Raw genomic sequence first — 22,634 nt, forward strand, 5'->3', positions numbered from 1 at the left:
CGCCGCTAAGTATCAGAGAAGCAAGCTTCTCTTCAACTCCGCTCGACTTGCATGTATTAGGCACGCCGCCAGCGTTCGTCCTGAGCCAGGATCAAACTCTCCATTAAAGTGTTTGACTTGCTCATTTGTTTCGCTTGTTATTATCATGTTCACGGGGTGAAAATGATAATGGCAGTTCTTACTCGTTGTTCAGTTTTCAAAGATCAAGTGAAAATATCAAAGCGTTTCTCATTTACTTATGTAAGTGTGATTCGCATTTCGTTTTCGTGTGTGTCTCGCAATCTCTCGCGGCGACAAGAAATAATATACCATAGAACTTATAGGCTTTGCAAGCTTTTTGTCGATATTTTTATTAGTTTTTTGTCGAATAAATAGAAACCCCAACATCTAGTTATTGTTCATTGAACAGTGCTAGATGTTGGGGTTTCTATTATTGCAATACTTCAGTTATATATAAGTTTCTTTCAATCGTTAAATTCACGATAACATTATTAATGGATACCCATGGTCTTGTTGGATAATCTCTTTCGAAAAATACAATTTCGCCAATACGATTATCACTCAGTTTTACTTTTGTACCTGTATTGAACTTAGTAACCTTCTCAATAAAGATTCTAACGTACACAGGATCAAGTTTACCGAATGCGTCACTTTGAATTTGTTCCATTACTAAGTATGGTGAAAGAGGCTTACGATACACTTTATTTAGCGTCATAGCATGATATATGTCTGCTACTGCAACAATTTTAGAATATGGATGTAGTTTAGTACCATCAAAGCCATTAGGATAGCCTGAACCATCGACACGCTCATGATGTTGTAGTGCTGCTAACTTAACACCCTCATTTAATGCCGTAATGTTACGAAGAATTTGATATCCTATTAGAGTATGCTTCTTCATATCAATTTTTTCAGAATCGGTTAGCTTACCTGGTTTTGAAAGAATGCTACCATCAATTCTTGCATTGCCAATATCCATTAATAGACCGGCTAACGCAATTTGCATCCAATCCTTTTGTGGAAAGCCTACCCACTGTGCTAATAAATATGAGGTTAATGAAGTTAAAACACTTTTGTGCATCACATAATCAATATTATTAATATAGGCTGGTGCAAATGTAATAAGATTATACTCACTAATATGATTAAAGATTTTTTCAAGTTGTTGTCGAATATCCATTAGTGGAATTGGCTGATTAGCTAATATAAGATGTGGAACATTTCTGAGCATCTCAACCATCTTGTCATACTCTTTAATGAATGGACTTACTGGAGCTATAACTTTAGCTCCAGCTTTGGCCTCAACTATTTCTTCCTTCTTAATCGGTTCTTCAGTCATACTCGCTGCAATTTGAACCTTTGTAACCATAAAAGCTGTTAGAATGTCCAAATCTCGGTCTGAGATTACTCTATCCTTCGCAAATAAAGTACTTCCTAGTGGAGTGAGGACATCTTCGATCAATTTATCACCCATCTTAAGCTGATTAATTTTGATAGATACCATGGGTCCTCTTCCTTTCTAGTCATATATCAGTATTATGATTCGGTATCCGTAGATTCGTCAGCTATTTCTTCTACAACTTCCGTTTCTGTATCAGAATTTTCATTACCTTCACTAATGATACTAACTTCATCATTCACAGTACCATCTTCGTTCTCATCAAACTCTTCGTCTTCCGTCTTATCTACACGTGCTACTGTTGCTACCGTATCTTCATCACGTGTATTAATAAGTTTAACGCCCATTGTATCGCGTTTCATAGACTTAATACCATCCATGCTTGTACGAATAAGTGTACCAGAAGCAGTGATGATCATTAGATCCTCTGCATCGTCGACCACTTTCAATGCGACAACTAAACCACGTTCATCCGTTTGATTAATCGTTTTAATACCAATACCACCACGATTTTGCGGACGATATTCACTTTCAGGTGTACGTTTACCATATCCATTAGAAGTAACAACAAGAATTTCACGATCTGGAACAATAATATCCATATCAATGACTTTATCTTCATTTACTAATTGAATACCTTTAACACCTGTTGCTGAACGACCCATAGAACGAACATCTTTTTCATGGAAGCGTATGGACATACCATAACTAGTTCCTAACATCACGTTCTGATTACCATCTGTAAGCTTAACTCCAATTAGATCGTCATCTTCACGTAGAGAAATAGCAATTAACCCAACTTTACGAATATTTACATAATCGCTCAGAGGCGTTTTCTTAACAACACCAAGTCTCGTTGCAAAGAATAGATATTGCTCATCGTTGAATTCTACTACTGGAATAACAGCATTAATCGTTTCACCTTGTTCAATCTGAATAAGATTGATAATCGGCGTTCCTCTTGCTGTACGACTTAGATCTGGAATCTCATAAGCTTTCATCTTATAAACTTTACCTTTGTTCGTGAAGAACAGTAAGTAATGATGAGAGTTTGTTACGAATAAATGCTCTACGAAGTCATTTTCTTTCGTATCCATGCCGACAACGCCACGACCACCACGTTTCTGACTACGATATGTAGTTACAGGTAGACGTTTAATATAGCCTGAATGAGTAATTGAAATAAGCACATCTTCTCTAGGAATTAGATCTTCATCCAATATTTCCTCATCGCTAGCTGTAATCTCGGTACGTCTATCATCACCGAAACGAGTTTTAATTTCTTCTAGCTCTTCATAAATAATATCTAAAACAAGCTGTTCATCAGCCAAAATCGCTTTAAACTCAGCAATTTTGCGTTGAAGCTCTTCATATTCGGCTTCAATTTTGTCGCGTTCTAGTCCTGTTAGACGTTGCAGACGCATATCCAAAATCGCTTGTGCTTGTTCAAGTGTTAAGGAGAATCTAGAGATCAAGCCTTCACGTGCCTCATCAGCCGTTTGAGAAGCTCTAATTAATTTGATAACTTCGTCTAAATTATCTAATGCTATGCGTAAACCTTCCAAAATATGAGCTCTAGCTTCAGCTTTTTTCAATTCGAATTGTGTACGACGACGAATAACTTCGATTTGATGCTGTAAGTAATGATAAAGCATATCATGAAGATTCAATGTTTTCGGTTCACCGTTAACAAGAGCAAGCATATTAATACCAAAGTTAGATTGTAACTGAGTATGCTTATACAAGTTATTAAGTGCTACGCTCGGATTTACATCACGACGAAGTTCAATAACTATTCTCATACCAGTACGATCTGATTCATCTCGTAAATCTGTAATACCTTCAATTTTTTTCTCGCGAACTAGTTCGGCTATTTTTTCAATTAGGCGAGCTTTGTTTACTTGATAAGGTATTTCATGAACAATAATACGAGATTTACCGTTGTTTTCTTCTATTTCAGCACGAGCTCGCATCGTAACAGATCCACGACCAGTTAGATAAGCTTGTCTTATACCAGCACGTCCCATAACAAAACCAGATGTCGGGAAGTCAGGTCCTTTAATATGCTCCATCAAATCAAGCGAAGTTAATTCAGGATTGCGAATAAGCGCTTGAGCTCCATTAATAACTTCAACAAGGTTATGAGGTGGAATATTAGTTGCCATACCTACAGCAATACCTGTTACCCCATTTACAAGCAAGTTAGGGTATCTTGCAGGAAGTACGACAGGTTCTCTTTCTTCACCATCATAGTTATCTATGAAATCAATTGTTTCCTTGTTAATATCGCGTAATAGCTCCATTGCTACTTTGGATAATCTAGCCTCTGTATAACGCATTGCTGCCGCCATATCTCCATCAACTGATCCAAAGTTACCATGTCCATCAACGAGCATATAACGCATGGAGAAGTCCTGTGCCATACGAACCATTGATTCATATACAGCTGAATCACCATGAGGGTGATACTTACCAATTACTTCCCCAACGATTCTTGCTGATTTTTTGAAAGGTTTATCGGGTGACATGCCTAAATCTGACATCGCATATAAAATACGACGATGAACGGGTTTAAGTCCATCTCTAACATCAGGCAATGCGCGACTTACGATAATGCTCATTGCATAATCTAAAAATGAATCACGCATCTCCGTACCTATATCACGATTCACAATTGACATTTTTTGTTCCTCGGCCATGCTTTACCTCCTTGACGTCATATAAATCTTATTAATATAATCTCCAACATTAAACTATAGCAAACGAGAAGATTTAAATTGAATGACGATTATTTTCCACTATTACTATACTTGGATAACAATAGTTTTAATTGAAATACCAAACTTTATTATACCATTTATTGTGTTGACTGTCTTGATGAAAATCGGTTGTATTGCACAAAAAAAGATGCTATTCAGATTAAATCTATAACTTGAATAGCATCTTTAAATGTTAGAAATCTAGATTGTTTACATATTTAGCATTTTGTTCGATAAAGTCTCTACGAGGCTCAACATTATCACCCATAAGCGTATCGAAAATTGCATCTGCTTCCATTGCATCCTCAATTGTAACTTGAAGCATTGCACGACTTTCTGGATCCATGGTTGTTTCCCATAATTGTATAGCATCCATTTCTCCAAGACCTTTATAACGTTGAATATTAATTTTTGCACCTTCACCGAATTCTTCTAAGATAACTTCTCTTTCTTGCTCGGTTAAAGCATAACGCACAACTTTACCACGTTCAATTTTGAACAAAGGCGGTTGTGCAATATAGATAAATCCTGCCTCAACGACTTGACGCAAATAACGATAGAAGAAAGTAAGCAGTAATGTACGAATATGTGCGCCATCGACATCGGCATCCGTCATAATAATTACTTTATGATATCTAGCTTTCTCAATATCAAAGTCATCACCGATACCAGTACCGAGTGCTGTAATCATCGCTCTTATCTCAGCATTACCAAGAATACGATCAAGACGCGCTTTCTCTACGTTCAAAATTTTACCACGCAATGGCAAGATAGCTTGGAAGTGACGATCGCGACCTTGTTTTGCAGAACCACCCGCAGAGTCACCCTCTACAATGTACAATTCACTAATTGCTGCATCTTTGGAAGAACAATCTGCTAATTTACCAGGTAACGAACCAACTTCTAGCACACTTTTACGTCTAGTTAGCTCTCTTGCTTTACGAGCTGCTTCTCTTGCTCGTGCTGCTTGTAAACCTTTTTCAATAATTTTTTTCGATACGCTTGGATTCTCGTTCAAAAATTCCTGAAGCTTCTCAGAGAATAGTGATTCAACAATACCACGAACTTCACTATTACCTAGTTTAGTTTTTGTTTGACCTTCAAATTGAGGTTCAGGGATTTTTACAGAAATAATCGCCGTTAACCCTTCACGAACATCATCGCCAGAGAAGTTAGTATCATTCTCTTTTAACATATTAGATTTACGAGCGTAATCGTTAATGATTCTCGTTAATGCTGACTTAAAGCCAGATTCATGAGTACCACCTTCGTGGGTATGAATATTATTAGCAAAAGAATAGATATATTCAGAGTAGCTAGCATTATATTGCAATGAAACTTCAACATGAATATTATCTCGGTTACCTTCTACATAAATTGGTTCTTCATGAATGACTTCACGATGACGGCTTAAGTATTTAACGAACTCAATAATACCGCCCTCATAGTAGAACTCTTCAGATTGGCCATCACGCTCATCTGTCAGAATCAACTTAATCCCTTTATTTAAAAATGCTAACTCTCGAATACGAGTTTGTAACATTTCATATTCAAATACAGTCGTTTCTGTAAATATTTCAGGGTCAGGTCTAAATGTAGTCATTGTACCTGTCTCATCAGAGTCACCAACAATTTTAATATCGTATTGCGGGGCACCACGTTTATATTCTTGTTGATGGATATGCCCGTCACGCTTTATTTGAACCTTCACATGCTCAGATAGCGCATTTACAACGGAAATACCAACACCATGCAGACCACCAGAAACTTTGTAGCCTTCTCCGCCAAATTTACCACCCGCATGGAGTACCGTCATGACGACTTCAAGCGTAGATTTTTGAAGTTTAGTATTCAAACCAACTGGAATACCACGCCCATTATCAATTACGGTAATACTATTATCTGCGTGGATGATAACTTCAATTTGCGAACAGAAACCTGCTAGCGCTTCGTCAATACTGTTATCAACGACCTCCCACACAAGATGATGTAAACCTTTTCCGCTTGTAGAACCAATATACATACCAGGGCGCTTACGAACTGCTTCTAGCCCCTCTAATACTTGTATCTGGCTCTCGTCATACGTATTTTGTTCCAAAGACATGTACGTTCACTGCTCCTCTCAACTGCTAATGCATCTTAATTCTATATTTTTAATATTATAACGCTGCAAAATGATGAGCTCTTTTCTTCAACGTAGAAGATGAAATAGGAGAATAAATAACTTTATTCGATGTGACAACGATGCTTTTCGCTTCTTCCTCACCAATATCTTCGACTTCTTTACGATTACGAGCTCCCACCACAAACTGTTTGGATAGTTTGGATGAACTTTCAATCGTAATATCAAAAATAGCTACTATTTCAGATGTTCTCACAATTTTTTCTCCACCTACATGAATATACATGGATGGCTTTCACCTCATTCACGGAGATAAACTCACTTTGCCTTCTTTCACATAATAAATACCCGCATCTTGCAACTTCTCCATATCAACACTCTCTAGTCCAGTCGTTGTTATAAAGGTTTGCACTTTGCTTTGAAAGGTTTCTATTAGTTGTGTTTGACGATTACGATCCAACTCAGACAACACATCATCTAAAAGTAATATCGGATATTCACCGATCTCCTCATGAATGAGTTCTAACTCAGCAAGCTTTATAGATAATGCGGTTGTCCGCTGCTGTCCCTGTGAACCGAATATTTGAGCTTCCTTGTCGTTAATAAAAAATCCGATATCATCGCGATGAGGTCCTGCTAGTGTTACACCTCTTCGAAATTCCTGTTCTTTGACCTGTGTTAACTTTACCATAAATTGATCAAATAACATAGCTTCATCTCCGGAAGCATCGCAATCGAACGAAGGACGATATTCTAACTCAAGTTGCTCTTTACCATTCGTAATTTCTGCATGAATTTGCTTAGCATAAATTTGCAACTTATTAATAAAGTGTTGCCTTTTAATCATAATTTTAACACCTAATTGTGCTAGTTGCATGTTCCATACTTCTAACATGGCAAGATCATTACGCGCATCGCCATTTTTCAATACATTATTACGCTGTTGTAGCACTTTATGATATTGCTGTAACCAATACAGATAGCCAGGTTGTACCTGACCGATCTCCATATCAAGAAATCGTCTCCGTACCCCTGGCGTCCCTTTAACTATTTCAAGATCCTCGGGTGCAAACATCACAACATTCAAAGCGCCAACGTAGTCGCTCAGTTTCCGTTGTTCAAGTCCATTCAACTTAGCTTTTTTGCCTTTTTGACTGTAACTCAATTCAAGTTTAACTGATCCATACTTCTTATCGACTTGTCCTGCAATATGTGCAGACTCTTCATTCCAGCCAATAAGTTCTTTGTCCTTTGTTGTACGATGTGATTTAGACAAGGCTAGAACGAAAATAGCTTCTAGCAAATTAGTCTTACCTTGTGCGTTTGGTCCGAGAAATACATTTACCATATGCGGTGTAGCCAAATCTAAAGATTCATAATTACGATAATTTTGTAACTTAATACTGTTTAGTAGCACCTTACAACCTCCTGGTCTACCTTATCATTATGAACCAACTATAACAAATTTACCGTGTCCTTCAACATCAACTTTATCCCCAACGTAAATTTTACGTCCTCTACGTTGATCAACTTCACCATTTATCAACACTTTTGTTTCAAGCAAGAAAAATTTAGCTTGTCCACCTGTGGATATACAGTCAGACAGCTTCAAAAATGGACCTAAGGCAATATATTCTGTGGATATCTGTATTTCTTTCATCATGGTTCCTCCTACAATTTTTCTGTGCTTTCTAGATCAACTTCGTTGTACAGAAAAATACTTCGGAAGCATGATCCTAAAACTTTTCTGATCTTGCTTGCTTAACCTCTTCGTACAGAAAAGTACATCGTAAGCATTATCCAACTTTTCGCCGGAAAATACTCATCTGGTTTAGCCTGTTGTACGGTATGGCAAAATAACGTAGATGCTATAGTCGTGATCTAATGGTCGAATAATGATCGGGCGCATTGCACCTGTAAATCCAATCACAATTTTCTCACTATCGATGACTTTCAATACATCTAGCATATATTTTGAGTTAAATGCGATACGCAATGCTTCACCTTTATAATCAATGGCTTCGATCTGTTCAATAACACGTCCTAATTCTGTGGAACTTGAAGAAACCTCTATCATACCATTATCAATCGTTGTTAGGCGTACAATATTTGTTTTCTCTTCGCGAGACATCAAATAAGCACGATCCATAGCATCCGTTAAGTTTTTAGTATTAAGTACAATCTCTGTTTCAAAAACAGATGGAATTATTTTTGATGTATCTGGGTATGTTCCATCCAAAATACGAGTATAGAACATAATATGATCTAATTTAAACAATACTTGGTTATCAGCAACAACAACATCAATATTGTTATTGTTATCAGGAATAAGCTTTGAAAGCTCATTTAATGTTTTAGCAGCGATAACGATATTGTTAAATTTATAGTCTTCACCAGCATTAACCGTCGTTTTACGACTTGCAAGGCGGTGACGATCCGTAGCTGTAAATTTCAATTCTCCTTGTAATAAACTCCATAGAACACCTGTAAGAATAGGAGTTTGTTCACTTGTTGATGCAGCTAGTACGGTTTGTCTAATCATAGATTTGATTAAATCTCCTGGTACTTGCAAAATATAGTTTTGTTCAATGCTAGGTAGGACAGGGAAGTCTTCTGGATCAAGACCAACCATTTGAATTTCAGTTGAACCTGATCTAATCAATGTTTGATACTGTGATGACACTTCGATAGATACTTGGTCAGAAGGTAATTTCTTTACAATTTCGACTACGAATTTAGCAGGTAATACAACACTACCTGGTTTTTCAATTTCAGCGATAATTTGTCCGTTTTGTTCTACTGGGATGTAACTTTGAATAGAAATATCTGTATCACTTGCAGTTAATGTGACAGCTTGATGTGTTACGTCTATTTTAATACCACCTAAAATCGGTATTGTTGGTCTTGCAGAAACGGCTTTTGCTACGTTTTGAATGGCTTGGTTTAATTCATTTTTGGCAATTGTTAATTTCATGTTGAATCCCTCGTTTCGACATCTTTTATAGATGATATTTATTTAAAATATTAGTAGTAGTAGCAGTAGGGGCACTGAATATGTGGATAACCCCATATAATGCGGATAAAACAAGCCTATCCACATGTGCATAGCTTGTGCATAGGCTTGTTAAGTTGTTCACAGTTAATTTTTGATTTTTTCAGTAAGATTTTGAATGATTTTATATAACTCTTGATCAACTTGAATGAGCTGTGAAATTTTCTCATGTGCATGAATAACTGTCGTATGATCTCTACCTCCGAAAGCCTCTCCAATCTTAGGCAAAGAATAATCTGTTAGCTCACGAGATAAGTACATCGCAATTTGTCGCGGGAAGGCAACGGCCTTTGTTCTTTTACGCGCCTTGAAATCTTCCATGCGCAGGCCATAAAATTCACCAACTTTTGCTTGTATATCATTCATGGTAATCATGCGTGGACGAGAGGAAGGAATAATATCTTTCAATGCCTCGGCAGCAAGATGCGATGTAATATCAGCATTAATTAACGATGAATAAGCGACAACGCGAATAAGTGCACCTTCTAACTCACGAATGTTGGTATCAATCTGATTCGCAATGTAGTTCATTGCTTCATTCGGAATATCTAGATTTTCTGCGCGCGCTTTTTTACGAAGAATCGCAATTCGTGTTTCCAGATCCGGTGGTTGAATATCGGTAATAAGTCCCCATTCAAAGCGCGATCTCAGGCGTTCTTCCAATGTTGGAATTTCTTTTGGCGGACGGTCGCTTGAAATAATAATTTGTTTGCGCTCTTCATGCAATGCATTGAAAGTATGGAAAAACTCTTCTTGAGTTTGTTCTTTACCAGCAATAAATTGAATATCATCGATCAATAAAACGTCGATATTCCGGTATTTTGTACGGAAACTTTCACCTTGACTGTCACGAATAGCGTTAATGAATTCATTGGTGAATTTTTCAGAGGAAATATAGAGTACACGCGTATTTGGGTTATGTTCCATAATATAATGGCCAATCGCATGCATTAAATGTGTTTTTCCGAGTCCTACTCCACCATACAAAAATAATGGATTATAGGCTTTTGCTGGAGCTTCTGCTACAGCCAGTGATGCAGCATGAGCAAAACGATTATTCGTTCCAATAACGAATGTATCGAACGTATATTTCGGATTTAACATATTAGAAGGTGTTTCTTCAGCCAATACGACTCTAGAAGGCTGTCTAGAAGGAAATACAACAGATTGTTCTGCTGATTTAGGCTCACCAATCGAATATTTTATATTAATATTTTGTCCTAAATAGTCATAAAGAGTACTTTTTATTAAATTTGTATATTTGTTTTCTAACCATTCTGCAGCAAATGTAGTTGGCGCAATAATTTCTAGTAATGAATCATCAATAAATTTAGCTTTAGTGGCCTTAAACCAAGTATCATAACTCGGTTTACTAAGCTTCGTTTGGATGATTGACAATACTTGCTGCCATAAATCTTGAGTATGGCTATCCACAGCTTGTCACTCCTTATCAATAAAAATACGAATTTAGGAATAGATTGGGTTTATGTCGAATTTGACAATATAAAAGAGAAAGTTGTCCACAATATGCAGAATTTCTACAATAGGAGTTATTAGACTCAGAATATGTTGTACACAATATTATCCACAGACTGTTAATAACATTGATTATCTTTTAAACAATCCACAACGAAAACATATCTATCATAGCAAAAGATGCCTAGTATTTCAACGAATTTAAGGAAATTATCCACAATGTCAATAGGTTGTGCATAGAAGTTATCTACAACACAAGATATTGTTTATATCATGTGTAAAGTTCGACAGTTATTGCAAAACTCAAAATTTAATATCCACAAGTTGTTAAAAATTCAATTTACGGTGCTTTATTTAGTTATCCACAATAGTGATGAAAGCTATTCAAAAGAGAATGAACATATGAAGTGTTTACCTATTGTCATTAGATTGACTTTTAGGCTGTGACATGGTTTAATAGTAAAAGCGTATTTTTTGATGAACTATTAAACGTAAATCTTCTAGGAGATCATTACGTTTGAATAAGAATCTCATAGGAGGTGCAGCATAATGGGTCCTACATTTAAACCGAATGTAAGCAAACGTGCTAAAGTACATGGTTTCCGTAAACGTATGAGCAGTAAAAATGGTCGTAAAGTTTTGGCAGCTCGTCGTCAAAGAGGAAGAAAAGTGCTAAGCGCATAATTCAAAAGACCACACTGGGTGGTCTTTTTTTTATGCTTTTGTATAATGAATGATGGAAATTTTGGCAATACTGATATGGAATTTATAGAAACGGTGGCGATGGATGGTGCGCAGAAAGTTGCGTCTACGTAATCGTGAGGATTTCGGTCGCGTATATCGTGGAGGAAAATCATTTGCTAATGGTCAATTTGTTGTATATTGGTCACGGCAGCCAATTGCAGAACCATTTCGCTTAGGAATATCTGCAAGTAAGAAAATAGGTAATGCTGTTGTGCGTAATCGTATGAGACGCGTTATTAAGGAAATTGTTCGTCATATGGAGCAAGAAATTGCTCAAAATGTTGATTTTATTTTAATAGTAAGAAAGCCAGCCGTCAGCATGTCCTATACCGAGCTGGATCGGTCTATCCACCATGTGCTGCGCAAAGGTGGTTTGCTAAAAAGTAGCAAGCCTCATTCCCCAAGACGTACTACGATTTCAAAGAAAAGTTAGAGCTTTCTTCATTTGGACATAAACTTGCCCAATATTGCATTTCTATTGTAGTTAACTCGTATTTATTTGTGGAATTATTTATGGTATAGTCTAATTTGAGGTAACTGTACTAGCTCTCAGAGAGGAGATTTCATCTTGTTTCGTAACAATCGGAAATGGATTTTAGTTGTAGGTTTATTGCTTTCGATAAGCTTACTATCAGGTTGTATGCCTGAAGTTGACAATACGAAAACTACCGAGCATCTGTTAGAGGGTAATTTTTGGGAGAAAAATGTTGTTTATTACTTCGCATTAACCTTGGATGCTTTCGCAAAATGGTTTGGCGGTAGTTATGTGCTTGCTATTTTGTTACTTACTATTATTGTTCGCACAATAATCTTACCATTAACATTAAAGCAATATCGTAGCTCAAAAGCAATGCAGGCTTTACAGCCACAATTAGCCGAGTTAAAAACGAAGTACAAAGATAATCCTCAAAAGCAACAAGAGGAAATGATGAAATTGTACCAAGTTAACGGCGTTAACCCGCTTGCGGGATGTTTGCCGCTTATTGTACAGATGCCAATCTTTATTGCGTTGTATAATTCAATTTATTGGAATGCGAATCTTCGTACTACTGACTTTTTTGGTCTTTCTTTGAATGAACCAAGCCCATGGTACTTCTTGCCGCTTCTAGCTGCAATTACAACATTTACACAAACGAAGATGATGCAAAAAACACAGCAACAGCAAATGCCGGGTATGTCTATTTTGCTAGCTGTTTTCCCAGTCATGATTTTTGTAATGTCATTGTCATTCCCGATGGCACTACCACTATATTGGGTATTCAGTAACTGTTATACAATTGTTCAAAATTACTTCCTATATGTACTTCCAGCCCGCAAGGGGAAAGATAAGAAGGGGGCTCTTGGGAAATGACAAAAGTTCTTGCATCAGGTAAAACGATAGATGATGCGGTGAAAAACGGATTAGCGCAATTGCAAGTCACAGAAGATCGAGTGAAGGTTGTTATAGTTGAACAACCAGTAAAAGGTTTTTTAGGATTAATTGGTTCAAAGGAAGCTAAAGTCGAGCTTGAATTAATTCCAGATTCTAAAGAAGAAGCAGAAATCTTTATTCGTGATGTTGCAAAGGCAATGGGACTTGATGTTCAATTGACTTGGCAAGAATCGAAAGATGGAATACAACTTTCTATTGCTTGTGATGGAGACATTGGTATGATAATCGGAAAACGTGGACAAACGTTGGACGCATTGCAATATCTGGTCACTATTGTAGCGAATCGTTATTCAGATAACCACATTAGAATCGTTTTGGATGCACAGAATTTTCGAGAAGGTCGTCGCAAGAGGCTAGAAAGTCTTTCAGATCGTCTTGCAGGTACCGTCATTCGTACGAGAAAAGAAATTGTGCTCGAACCAATGGTACCGCATGAACGAAAAATTATTCATTCACATCTTCAAAGTCATGCGAAAGTTAGAACTTTCAGCAAAGGTGACGAGCCGAATCGTCGCATTGTCATTGCTTTGAAATGATCGGATAGTAGATATACAGGTAAGATAGAATAGAGGTGCAGCAATGACTCCAAGAGGTCATTGCTGTTTTCCGTTTATGAGAGGTGCAACTAATGATTGAACAAGATACAATCGCAGCAATTGCTACGGCAGTTGGAGAAGGCGGTATCGCTATTATCCGTGTTAGTGGTCCAAAAGCAATTGCAGGCGTAAATCATATATTTTCATCGAAGGTACCATTAATTGATGCACAGTCACATACGATTCATTATGGGCATATTGTAGATCCCGTAACAGGCGAAAGGGAAGAGGAAGTGTTAATCTCGTTAATGAGAGGTCCTCGATCTTTTACAGCTGAAGATGTTGTAGAGATTAATGCACATGGTGGTGTTATTGCCGTAGCTCGAGTTATGGATTTATTACTGCAACAAGAGGATATTCGCATTGCTGAGCCAGGTGAATTTACAAAACGAGCGTTTCTTAATGGACGTATTGATCTGATGCAGGCTGAAGCCGTTATTGATCTCATTCGTTCGAAGTCAGATCGTGCATTTGCTGTTGCCCGTAAGCAAGCGGATGGCGTACTTTCGAACAAGATTAAAGATTTGCGTCAAAATGTTATTGAATTACTGGCACATATTGAAGTTAATATAGATTATCCTGAGCATGATGTAGAAGCGATGACAAGTAGCTATATAAGAGAACAATGTGAAAAGACAATTACGGATATTGATAAATTATTAAAGACAGCTAGTGAAGGTAAAATACTTCGTGAAGGTATTCTAACCGCAATTGTCGGTAGACCAAACGTTGGAAAATCCTCACTTATGAATACATTGACCCAAGAAAATCGAGCAATTGTAACCGATATTCCTGGTACAACACGAGATGTAATTGAACAATATGTTACGCTTAATGGAATTCCGTTACGCTTATTAGATACAGCTGGTATTCGTGAAACGAATGATGTCGTCGAAAAGATTGGGGTAGAGCGTTCCCGTGATGCTATCGTTGAGGCGGATCTTATTCTATTCATGCTCAATGGTAATGAACCATTACAGGAGGAAGACAAAGAATTACTGTCTTCACTAGCGGGTCGCTCTGTAATTGTGATCGTGAATAAGACGGATTTGGAGCAGCAATTACAATTGGATGAAGTTATGCCTTTCCTTAATAGCGGTTCTCTTGTTAAAATGTCTATGATAAAGCAAGAGGGATTAGATCAACTTGAGGCTGCAATAAGTGGAATGTTCTTTGAAGGTAAGCTTGAAGCTAATGATCTTACGTATGTCAGCAATGTGCGACATATTTCCTTGTTGAAGAAATCAAAACAGTCGATGCAAGATGCGATTGAAGCAACATATATAGGTATACCGATTGACGTGATTCAAATAGATGCAAGATTGGCATGGGAAGCTTTAGGTGAAATTTTAGGTGATGAAGCCGGAGACTCCTTAATCGATCAAATTTTCTCCCAATTCTGTTTAGGTAAGTAAGGAGGTTGAATTAGTGGGTTATCAAGCGAAAGAATTTGATGTTATCGTTGTTGGTGCTGGTCACGCGGGATGTGAATCTGCACTAGCTTCAGCACGTATGGGGTGTGATACATTACTTTTAACGATTAATTTAGACATGGTAGCATTTATGCCATGTAATCCTTCAATAGGTGGTCCTGCTAAAGGGCATGTTGTTCGTGAAATTGATGCTCTTGGTGGTGAAATGGGCCGTAATATCGACAAAACGTTTATTCAAATGCGGATGTTGAACACAGGTAAAGGACCAGCAGTACATGCATTGCGTGCACAAGCTGATAAATTTCAGTATCAACATGAGATGAAGAAAACGATTGAAACAACGCCAAATCTTACATTGCGTCAAGGTATGGTGGATGATCTAATCATTGAAGATGGTAAATGTGTTGGTGTTGTATCACAAACAGGTGCACATTATCGTGCAAAAGCAGTTGTAATTACAACCGGTACGTATTTGCGCGGAAAAATTATTATGGGTGAGTTGATGTATGAAAGTGGACCTAACAATCAACAGCCTTCATTAAAGTTAGCAACATCTTTAAAAGAGAATGGACTTGATCTTGTTCGTTTCAAAACTGGTACACCACCACGTGTAAATGGTGAGACGATCGATTTCTCCAAAACGGAAATTCAACCAGGCGATGACGATCCGAAGTTTTTCTCTTATGAAACAAAGGAATCAAATATTGAGCAAATTCCATGTTGGTTGACATACACTTCGCCAGAAACACATCAAATTATTAATGATAATTTGCATCGTGCACCAATGTTCTCCGGAGCAATCGAAGGTACTGGGCCACGTTACTGTCCATCAATTGAAGATAAAATCGTACGTTTTGCGGACAAACCGAAACATCAAATTTTCCTTGAACCAGAAGGCCGTAATACACTTGAGTATTATGTTCAAGGCTTCTCTACAAGTATGCCGGAAGATGTCCAATTAGACATGCTTCGTTCTGTTCCAGGTCTTGAAAATGCTCAAATGATGCGTAATGGTTATGCGATTGAGTATGATTCGGTTGTACCAACACAATTATGGCCTTCATTGGAAACGAAGAAAATTGATGGTTTGTTTACTGCAGGTCAAATCAATGGTACATCTGGTTATGAGGAAGCAGCTGGGCAAGGTGTTATTGCAGGTATTAACGCTGCACGTAAAGTGCAGGGGAAAGAACCAGTTATTATAGACCGCTCACAAGGCTATATAGGTGTTATGATCGATGATCTTGTAACGAAGGGGACTAATGATCCTTATCGTCTGCTTACATCTCGTGCAGAATACCGCTTACTACTAAGACATGACAATGCTGATCTACGATTAACTCCACTAGGCTATGAAATTGGTCTAATTACGGAAGAGCGTTATGAAAGCTTCTTGCGTAAAAAAGAACTAGTAGAGCTAGAAATTGTTCGCTTAACAGAAACTCGTATTAAACCGAGTGATGTGAAGGATATTTTGGAAGAAGCGGGTTCAGCAGAATTAATTCAAGGCGGAAGTATTATTCTACTGCTTCGTCGTCCTGAAATAACTTATAAACATCTTGAAAAAGTATCACCTTCACCTTATGAGTTAACGGAGGAAATGAAGGAACAAGTTGAAATACAAATTAAATATGCTGGATATATTGATAAGCAACTTCACCAAGTTGAGCGTATGACGAAGATGGAGCGCAAACGTATCCCAGAAACTATAGATTATAGCGATATAAAAGGTCTTTCTAATGAATCAAAACAAAAGCTGGAACTTATTCGTCCACTATCGATTGGGCAAGCTACAAGAATTGGCGGCGTAACACCAGCAGATATTTCAGTGATGCTTATTTACTTGGAACATTATAACCGAGTGACAGCAGCGAAAGGATCATAATGGATCAGACGATACAATGGTTTACAGAACAATTACGATCGCATCAGATTGAATTGAGTGAACAACAACTCATTCAATTGGAACGATATTATGAATTGTTAGTAGAGTGGAACGAGAAAATGAATTTAACAGGCATTACGGAACGTGATGCAGTGTACGAAAAGCATTTCTATGATTCTATCTCTCTAGCTTTTTACGTAGATATGAAAAGCAAACGGAATATTGCTGATATAGGATCAGGAGCAGGATTTCCAAGTATTCCCTTAAAAATTGTTTTTCCACATTTGCAAGTACTGATTGTAGATTCTTTGAATAAGAGAATTGGATTTTTGAAACATCTAGTAGACCAATTAGGACTTCAAGACGTTCAGTGCGTTCATGGTCGCGCTGAAGATGTAGCTCGCCTTCCACAGTATCGCGATGCCTTTGAATTAGTTACAGCAAGAGCTGTTGCTCGGTTAGCTGTACTTAATGAGTTCTGCTTACCTTTTGTCGCACCAGGAGGTGTTTTTGCTAGTATGAAGGGTGCAAGCCTTTCAGAGGAGCTTCAAGAGGCGAAATTCAGTTTGAAAGAATTAAAAGGTAAGTTTGTTCAAGAACACGAGTTACAACTCCCTAATGAACGCTCAGAGCGTCATATCGTGTGTATCCAGAAGATTGGTCCAACTCCTAACAAGTATCCACGTAAAGCGGGTACGCCAATGAAGGAGCCATTACTATAATTAATGTTTCACGTGAAACACTAATTACCTATCCATCGTTATCGCTTACAGTGTATAATAGCAACTAACAGCATCATAGTTAGTTGCTATTTTTTATTTAATAGAGAATTTGTAGAAATAGCAGGATTCTAGTTAAAGATAGTCGAATTAATCATTAATGATTATATTTGGTACGTGTTCGAAAAATAGGTTTTCAACAATGACATGATTGTATACAGATAGGACGCGGGAACAGATCGCAGAGGCACACTCTATGGAAGTTCAAATTGTTCCAGCTAAATACATCATTCAGTGTGGGATATGTTACTTGTGAAACTTAGTGATCAAGGTTTTTTGAACAAGCTCTTACATTAAGATGCACTACATAGCTGTGTTTTAATCTTGATATGTGCAGGTTATTGACCTATTAGTACCATCTATAGAAGCGCAAGATCACTATAGTGGTTTTCATCACATGATTGGGTGGTTATAGTCAATATGAAAGATCAAATTTCGAAATTGTTTGGATTCAACGAGCAGAAATCTAACCATGAAGAAGTGAAATTAATTCCCATTACCGACATTGTAAGTAGTCCTTTTCAACCTAGGACTATTTTTGATGATGAGCGGATTGATGAGTTATGTCAAACCATTCGGACTCATGGTGTCATTCAACCGATTGTCGTACGAGTCAGAAATGATAAATACGAAATTATCGCTGGAGAACGCAGATGGAGAGCGGTAACTAAGTTAGGGCATGATACGATTCCTGCAATTGTCCGAGAATTTAATGATTCTCAAACTGCTTCTATTGCTCTGATTGAAAATTTACAACGAGAAAACTTAACTGCGGTTGAGGAAGCTGTAGCCTATCAACGATTAATTGAATTGCACACGTTAACACAGGAAAGTTTGGCACAAAGATTAGGGAAAAGTCAGTCTACAATTGCAAATAAACTTCGCTTATTAGGCTTACCTGAAATAGTGAAACAATCTCTAATGGAACGCCAAATTACAGAACGACATGCTAGAGCTTTACTTTCACTTGATAGTGAAGAACTACAGTTGAAAGTTCTTCAAGATATTATTAAAAATGAATTGAATGTTAAACAGACAGAGATGCGTATTGCATTTCTAAAGGAATTGACGAAGCCGAAGAAAGCGAAACGGATTTCGTTTACAAAAGATGTACGTCTTGCATTGAATACGATTCGCCAATCGATTGAGATGGTATCGGGCTCTGGACTTGAAATTAAGACAAAAGAACAAGATCATGAAGATCATTATGAAATAGTCATTAAAATCCCTAAAAATTCCAAATAAATTTGAAATATACAAAAGGAATGCCACCACCTGTCAATGTAGGCGGCAATGCCATTTCTTCAATAGTTTCACACATGAGGTGAGGAAAATGTCTAAAGTTATTGCGATAGCGAATCAAAAAGGTGGAGTTGGTAAAACGACGACTTCCGTCAATTTATCGGCTTGTCTTGCATCGCTAGGCAAGAAAGTATTACTTATTGATATCGATCCACAAGGAAATACAACAAGTGGTCTAGGTATTAATAAGGGCGACGTGGCTAATTGTATATATGATGTGTTAATTAATGAAGTGAACCCAAAAGAAATAATTATTTCAACGGCAGTTCCTGGTCTTGATATTATGCCGGCAACGATTCAACTTGCTGGCGCAGAGATTGAACTAGTCCCTACCATATCTAGAGAACAAAGATTGAAAAAAGCAATTGCTTCAGTTAAAGATAAATATGATTATGTTATGATCGATTGTCCGCCTTCACTAGGCATTTTAACTATAAATTCACTAACCGCTGCTGATTCTGTGCTTATCCCTATTCAGTGTGAATATTATGCGCTTGAAGGTTTAAGTCAGTTGTTAAATACAGTCCGTCTAGTGCAGAAACATTTAAATACATCGTTGCAAATTGAAGGTGTATTATTAACAATGTTAGATGCTCGAACAAATCTTGGTCTTCAGGTTATCGAAGAAGTTAAAAAATATTTCCAACAAAAGGTTTATCAGACGATAATTCCAAGAAATGTGCGTTTAAGTGAAGCTCCGTCACATGGACAGGCGATTATTTCATATGATCCAAAGTCTAAAGGTGCTGAAGTTTATCTTGAACTGGCTAAGGAAGTGATATCTTATGAAAAAGTCACTAGGTAAAGGGTTGGATGCATTATTTCAACCTATTGAAAGTGAAGAAGTACTTCGTCTTAATCTTACCGATATAAGACCAAACCCATATCAGCCGCGAAAAACGTTTGATGATGAAACAATAAAAGAACTTGCTGAATCAATCAAAGAGCAGGGAGTTATACAACCAATTATTGTTCGTAGAGTATTGCGTGGCTTTGAAATTGTAGCAGGAGAACGCCGTTTTCGTGCGTCGCAGTTATGCGGCAATGACAAGATTCCAGCAGTCGTTCGTGATATGGATGATGCTAAAGTAATGGAAATTGCTTTAATTGAGAATTTGCAACGCGAAGATCTGAATGCAATTGAAACTGCGGTAGCATATGAGGCGTTAATGGACAAATTCAGTTTAACGCAAGAAGAACTATCATTGAAAGTAGGTAAATCTCGCTCGCATATCGCTAATTTTGTACGGTTGTTAGCGCTACCAGTGAGTATTAAAGATTATGTTTCACGTGGAACAATGTCAATGGGACATGCAAGAGCAATTGTAGGTGTAAAAGATCAAAACATTCAATTAGACTTAGCCGAACAAGTGGTGGAGAGTAATTGGAGCGTTCGTGAATTGGAAGATGCAATTGCAAAGATGAATGAGAAAAAAACGATTCCTACTAAAAAGGAAAAAGTTAAAAAGAGGGATCCGTTTATTATTAGTATAGAATCACAATTGCGTGAAAAATATCAAACGGGTGTAAAAATTAAGCAATCTAAAAACAGAGGTAAAATTGAGCTTGAATACTATAGCAAGCAAGATTTGGAACGGATTTTAGAACTGTTGCAACTACAATAATTTGTATTAAATATGGTTGTATAATATGGCATATCAAAGTTGTAATCTTTTGTATAAAGGATTAAACTTAGGTATGCCATTATTTTATTTGTTGGAGGGAAACGGATTGTCAGAGCAACAACAATATATGTACTTTGATCATGCAGCAACATCATGGCCTAAGCCTGAATCCGTGATCCAAGCTGTCAGTCATGCTTTAATTAACGATAGTGCTAATCCTGGTCGGGGAAGTCATGCTATGGCAGTAAGAGCGAGTAGAATATTATTTAACGGAAGAAAGCAACTTGCAAAATTATTTGGTATTAAAAACCCGAATGATATTGCATTTACTTATAATACGACTATGGCGCTGAATATGGCTATAAAAGGTTTTGTGAAAAGTGGAGATCATGTTATCGCAACGTCAGTTGAACATAATTCAGTAAGAAGACCACTCTATGAGTTAGAACAAAACTATAATGTAGAAGTAACGTATATTGATGCTGATGAAGAGGGTCATATTAATATGAACCATTTAAAGCAAAGTTTCAAAGAAAACACGACGTTAATAGTTGTAAACCATAGTTCGAACTTGCTTGGAACGATAATGCCACTAGAGCAAATCAGTGAAATCGTACATAAGCATGGTGCGAAAATGTTAGTCGATGGGGCACAAAGTGTAGGGATAATACCAATCGATGTGACTACAATGGGGATAGATATGTTAGCGTTCCCTGGTCATAAGGGGTTACTCGGTCCCCAGGGGACGGGAGGGCTTTACATCGCTCCTGACATAGATCTGAATCCACTTCTACATGGTGGAACAGGAAGCCAGTCTGAAGTGCCATATCAGCCGTCAGTACGTCCTGACCGATATGAAGCTGGAACTCAGAATACTGCTGGAATAGCAGGACTTACAGAAGGTGTAAAACATGTTCTTTCGGTAGGGGTAGAACAGATTTATATGCATGAATGGGAACTTACACAGCAATTATTAAGAGGGTTACAGGAACTCGAAGGAGTACATTGCTTAGGACCACAAATTGGCGAACCTCGAACAGGGATTGTAGCATTTAATATTCCTCATATTGATCCTTCGGAGTTGTCGTTCATTCTTGATCAGCATTATAACATCGCTGTACGTGCAGGTTTTCATTGTACGCCAACCGCACATCAAGTTGCGGGAACAAGTGAACGAGGAGCAGTACGAGCAAGTATCGGATATAGTACAACAAAGGAACAAGTGGATGTATTTATCGGGGCTATTGAAGAGATAATAGCACAATACGAATAGCGGTAGATGTAGTTCAAAACAGTCACTTGTGATCACGATGTAACTCGCTGTAGGCTAGACGGCGGCGAATATGTCCCCCATCGAAAGCCTTCGTCTGCTCACGTACCAATAATGTGCGTTGTGCTACTCGTTTTCGCTGTGTGTCATCTTCTTGGGCTGACAAGTGAATGTTTTGAAGCATTATTGGAAGCGGAAGTTCAAACACCTGCTTTTACAACATACAATTTAAGAGAACAATTAATTATGCAGATATGAACATTAAGGGAGCGAAATGTAGTGGATTGGTTAACAGAGAATGTCGAAATTATTGTAATTGTTCTTATAGCTATGGTGTTAATTCAATGGATCATGATGTTGAATCTAGGAGGTAAACTGAAAAAGCTAAGAAAATCATATTTACATATGATGGAGGGTGCAGGCGTAGAAAATTTGGAAGGCGTTATTCAATCGTTGCAAGAAGAACAAAAACTACAAACTGCTGAAATAGAAAATGCAGCTCTACGAATGGCAAAAGTAGAGGCGAAAATGCCACAACTAAAAAGTAATATAGCAATAAAACGATATAATGCTTTTTCAAATATAGGTAGTGATATGAGTTTCTCCGTTGCGATTACGAATGATAATAAAGATGGAATAGTGTTAACGAGTATTCATAGTCGTGAGGGAGCCTATATATATGGCAAGCCAGTAGATAAGGGGACTTCACAATACTCATTAACACCGGAAGAGCAAGAAGTTATTAATGCAGCCAAGTAGT

General features: G+C 37.5%; 20 protein-coding genes and 1 rRNA gene. 12 read left to right on the forward strand and 9 right to left on the reverse strand.

Annotated features, from left to right (window positions below; translation table 11 throughout):
• The 9 genes from NV377_RS14110 to dnaA all read right to left on the reverse strand — a co-directional run.
• Nucleotides 1-107: ribosomal RNA gene (locus NV377_RS14110) — 16S ribosomal RNA — on the reverse strand; the annotation flags it as partial.
• Between the two features lie 323 nt (nt 108-430).
• Nucleotides 431-1,504 carry an HD-GYP domain-containing protein gene (locus NV377_RS14115; RefSeq protein WP_258201432.1) on the reverse strand — a complete coding sequence of 358 codons (1,074 nt, stop codon included), beginning with the start codon at nt 1,502-1,504 and terminating at the stop codon, nt 431-433.
• Between the two features lie 32 nt (nt 1,505-1,536).
• On the reverse strand, nt 1,537-4,098 hold the full coding sequence (gene gyrA / locus NV377_RS14120) for a DNA gyrase subunit A (protein WP_258201433.1): 2,562 nt from the start codon (nt 4,096-4,098) through the stop codon (nt 1,537-1,539).
• A gap of 253 nt (nt 4,099-4,351) precedes the next feature.
• Entirely contained in the window at nt 4,352-6,262 is a 1,911-nt protein-coding gene (gene gyrB, locus NV377_RS14125) for a DNA topoisomerase (ATP-hydrolyzing) subunit B (protein ID WP_258201434.1), read from the reverse strand.
• A 55-nt stretch (nt 6,263-6,317) separates the two neighbouring features.
• Nucleotides 6,318-6,566 (reverse strand): extracellular matrix regulator RemB, encoded by a 249-nt coding sequence (gene remB / locus NV377_RS14130; protein WP_258201435.1) that lies wholly within the window; start codon nt 6,564-6,566, stop codon nt 6,318-6,320.
• 18 nt (nt 6,567-6,584) lie between these two features.
• Nucleotides 6,585-7,697: a DNA replication/repair protein RecF gene (gene recF / locus NV377_RS14135; RefSeq protein WP_258201436.1), complete on the reverse strand. Its 1,113-nt coding sequence runs from the start codon at nt 7,695-7,697 to the stop codon at nt 6,585-6,587.
• 27 nt (nt 7,698-7,724) lie between these two features.
• On the reverse strand, nt 7,725-7,940 hold the full coding sequence (gene yaaA / locus NV377_RS14140) for a S4 domain-containing protein YaaA (RefSeq protein WP_308860151.1): 216 nt from the start codon (nt 7,938-7,940) through the stop codon (nt 7,725-7,727).
• Between the two features lie 171 nt (nt 7,941-8,111).
• Nucleotides 8,112-9,254 (reverse strand): DNA polymerase III subunit beta, encoded by a 1,143-nt coding sequence (gene dnaN / locus NV377_RS14145; protein WP_258201438.1) that lies wholly within the window; start codon nt 9,252-9,254, stop codon nt 8,112-8,114.
• Nucleotides 9,255-9,419: 165 nt separating this feature from the next.
• Nucleotides 9,420-10,766 carry a chromosomal replication initiator protein DnaA gene (gene dnaA, locus NV377_RS14150; RefSeq protein ID WP_258201439.1) on the reverse strand — a complete coding sequence of 449 codons (1,347 nt, stop codon included), beginning with the start codon at nt 10,764-10,766 and terminating at the stop codon, nt 9,420-9,422.
• A 591-nt stretch (nt 10,767-11,357) separates the two neighbouring features.
• Between dnaA and rpmH the strand changes: the two genes are divergently transcribed.
• The 12 genes from rpmH (at nt 11,358) to NV377_RS14210 (ending at nt 22,633) form a co-directional block, all read left to right on the forward strand.
• Nucleotides 11,358-11,492: a 50S ribosomal protein L34 gene (gene rpmH / locus NV377_RS14155; RefSeq protein ID WP_258201440.1), complete on the forward strand. Its 135-nt coding sequence runs from the start codon at nt 11,358-11,360 to the stop codon at nt 11,490-11,492.
• 106 nt (nt 11,493-11,598) lie between these two features.
• The gene (rnpA, locus tag NV377_RS14160; RefSeq protein WP_258201863.1) at nt 11,599-11,985 is read left to right on the forward strand and encodes a ribonuclease P protein component; all 387 of its coding nucleotides are present in this window, start codon (nt 11,599-11,601) and stop codon (nt 11,983-11,985) included.
• A gap of 135 nt (nt 11,986-12,120) precedes the next feature.
• A complete protein-coding gene (locus NV377_RS14165) occupies nt 12,121-12,903 on the forward strand; it encodes a YidC/Oxa1 family membrane protein insertase (protein ID WP_258201441.1) in 783 nt (260 codons plus the stop codon).
• The gene (gene jag, locus NV377_RS14170) at nt 12,900-13,520 is read left to right on the forward strand and encodes an RNA-binding cell elongation regulator Jag/EloR (RefSeq protein ID WP_258201442.1); all 621 of its coding nucleotides are present in this window, start codon (nt 12,900-12,902) and stop codon (nt 13,518-13,520) included. The genes NV377_RS14165 and jag overlap by 4 nt, the downstream gene beginning before the upstream one ends.
• Before the next feature lie 95 nt (nt 13,521-13,615).
• The gene (gene mnmE, locus NV377_RS14175; RefSeq protein WP_258201864.1) at nt 13,616-14,995 is read left to right on the forward strand and encodes a tRNA uridine-5-carboxymethylaminomethyl(34) synthesis GTPase MnmE; all 1,380 of its coding nucleotides are present in this window, start codon (nt 13,616-13,618) and stop codon (nt 14,993-14,995) included.
• Nucleotides 14,996-15,008: 13 nt separating this feature from the next.
• Nucleotides 15,009-16,898 carry a tRNA uridine-5-carboxymethylaminomethyl(34) synthesis enzyme MnmG gene (mnmG, locus tag NV377_RS14180; RefSeq protein WP_258201443.1) on the forward strand — a complete coding sequence of 630 codons (1,890 nt, stop codon included), beginning with the start codon at nt 15,009-15,011 and terminating at the stop codon, nt 16,896-16,898.
• A complete protein-coding gene (gene rsmG, locus NV377_RS14185) occupies nt 16,898-17,620 on the forward strand; it encodes a 16S rRNA (guanine(527)-N(7))-methyltransferase RsmG (RefSeq protein WP_258201444.1) in 723 nt (240 codons plus the stop codon). Before mnmG ends, rsmG begins: the two co-directional genes overlap by 1 nt.
• Nucleotides 17,621-18,097: 477 nt before the next feature.
• Nucleotides 18,098-18,922, forward strand: a complete 825-nt coding sequence (gene noc / locus NV377_RS14190; protein WP_258201445.1) for a nucleoid occlusion protein — start codon at nt 18,098-18,100, stop codon at nt 18,920-18,922.
• A gap of 88 nt (nt 18,923-19,010) precedes the next feature.
• Complete coding sequence (locus NV377_RS14195; protein WP_258201446.1) at nt 19,011-19,784, forward strand: ParA family protein; 774 nt, start codon at nt 19,011-19,013, stop codon at nt 19,782-19,784.
• Nucleotides 19,765-20,604 (forward strand): ParB/RepB/Spo0J family partition protein, encoded by an 840-nt coding sequence (locus tag NV377_RS14200; RefSeq protein WP_258201447.1) that lies wholly within the window; start codon nt 19,765-19,767, stop codon nt 20,602-20,604. Before NV377_RS14195 ends, NV377_RS14200 begins: the two co-directional genes overlap by 20 nt.
• A 127-nt stretch (nt 20,605-20,731) precedes the next feature.
• Nucleotides 20,732-21,877, forward strand: a complete 1,146-nt coding sequence (locus tag NV377_RS14205; protein WP_258201865.1) for an aminotransferase class V-fold PLP-dependent enzyme — start codon at nt 20,732-20,734, stop codon at nt 21,875-21,877.
• A gap of 276 nt (nt 21,878-22,153) precedes the next feature.
• Entirely contained in the window at nt 22,154-22,633 is a 480-nt protein-coding gene (locus NV377_RS14210; protein WP_258201448.1) for a DUF4446 family protein, read from the forward strand.
• Nucleotide 22,634: the final 1 nt, after the last annotated feature.

The organism is Paenibacillus endoradicis, assembly GCF_024721975.1.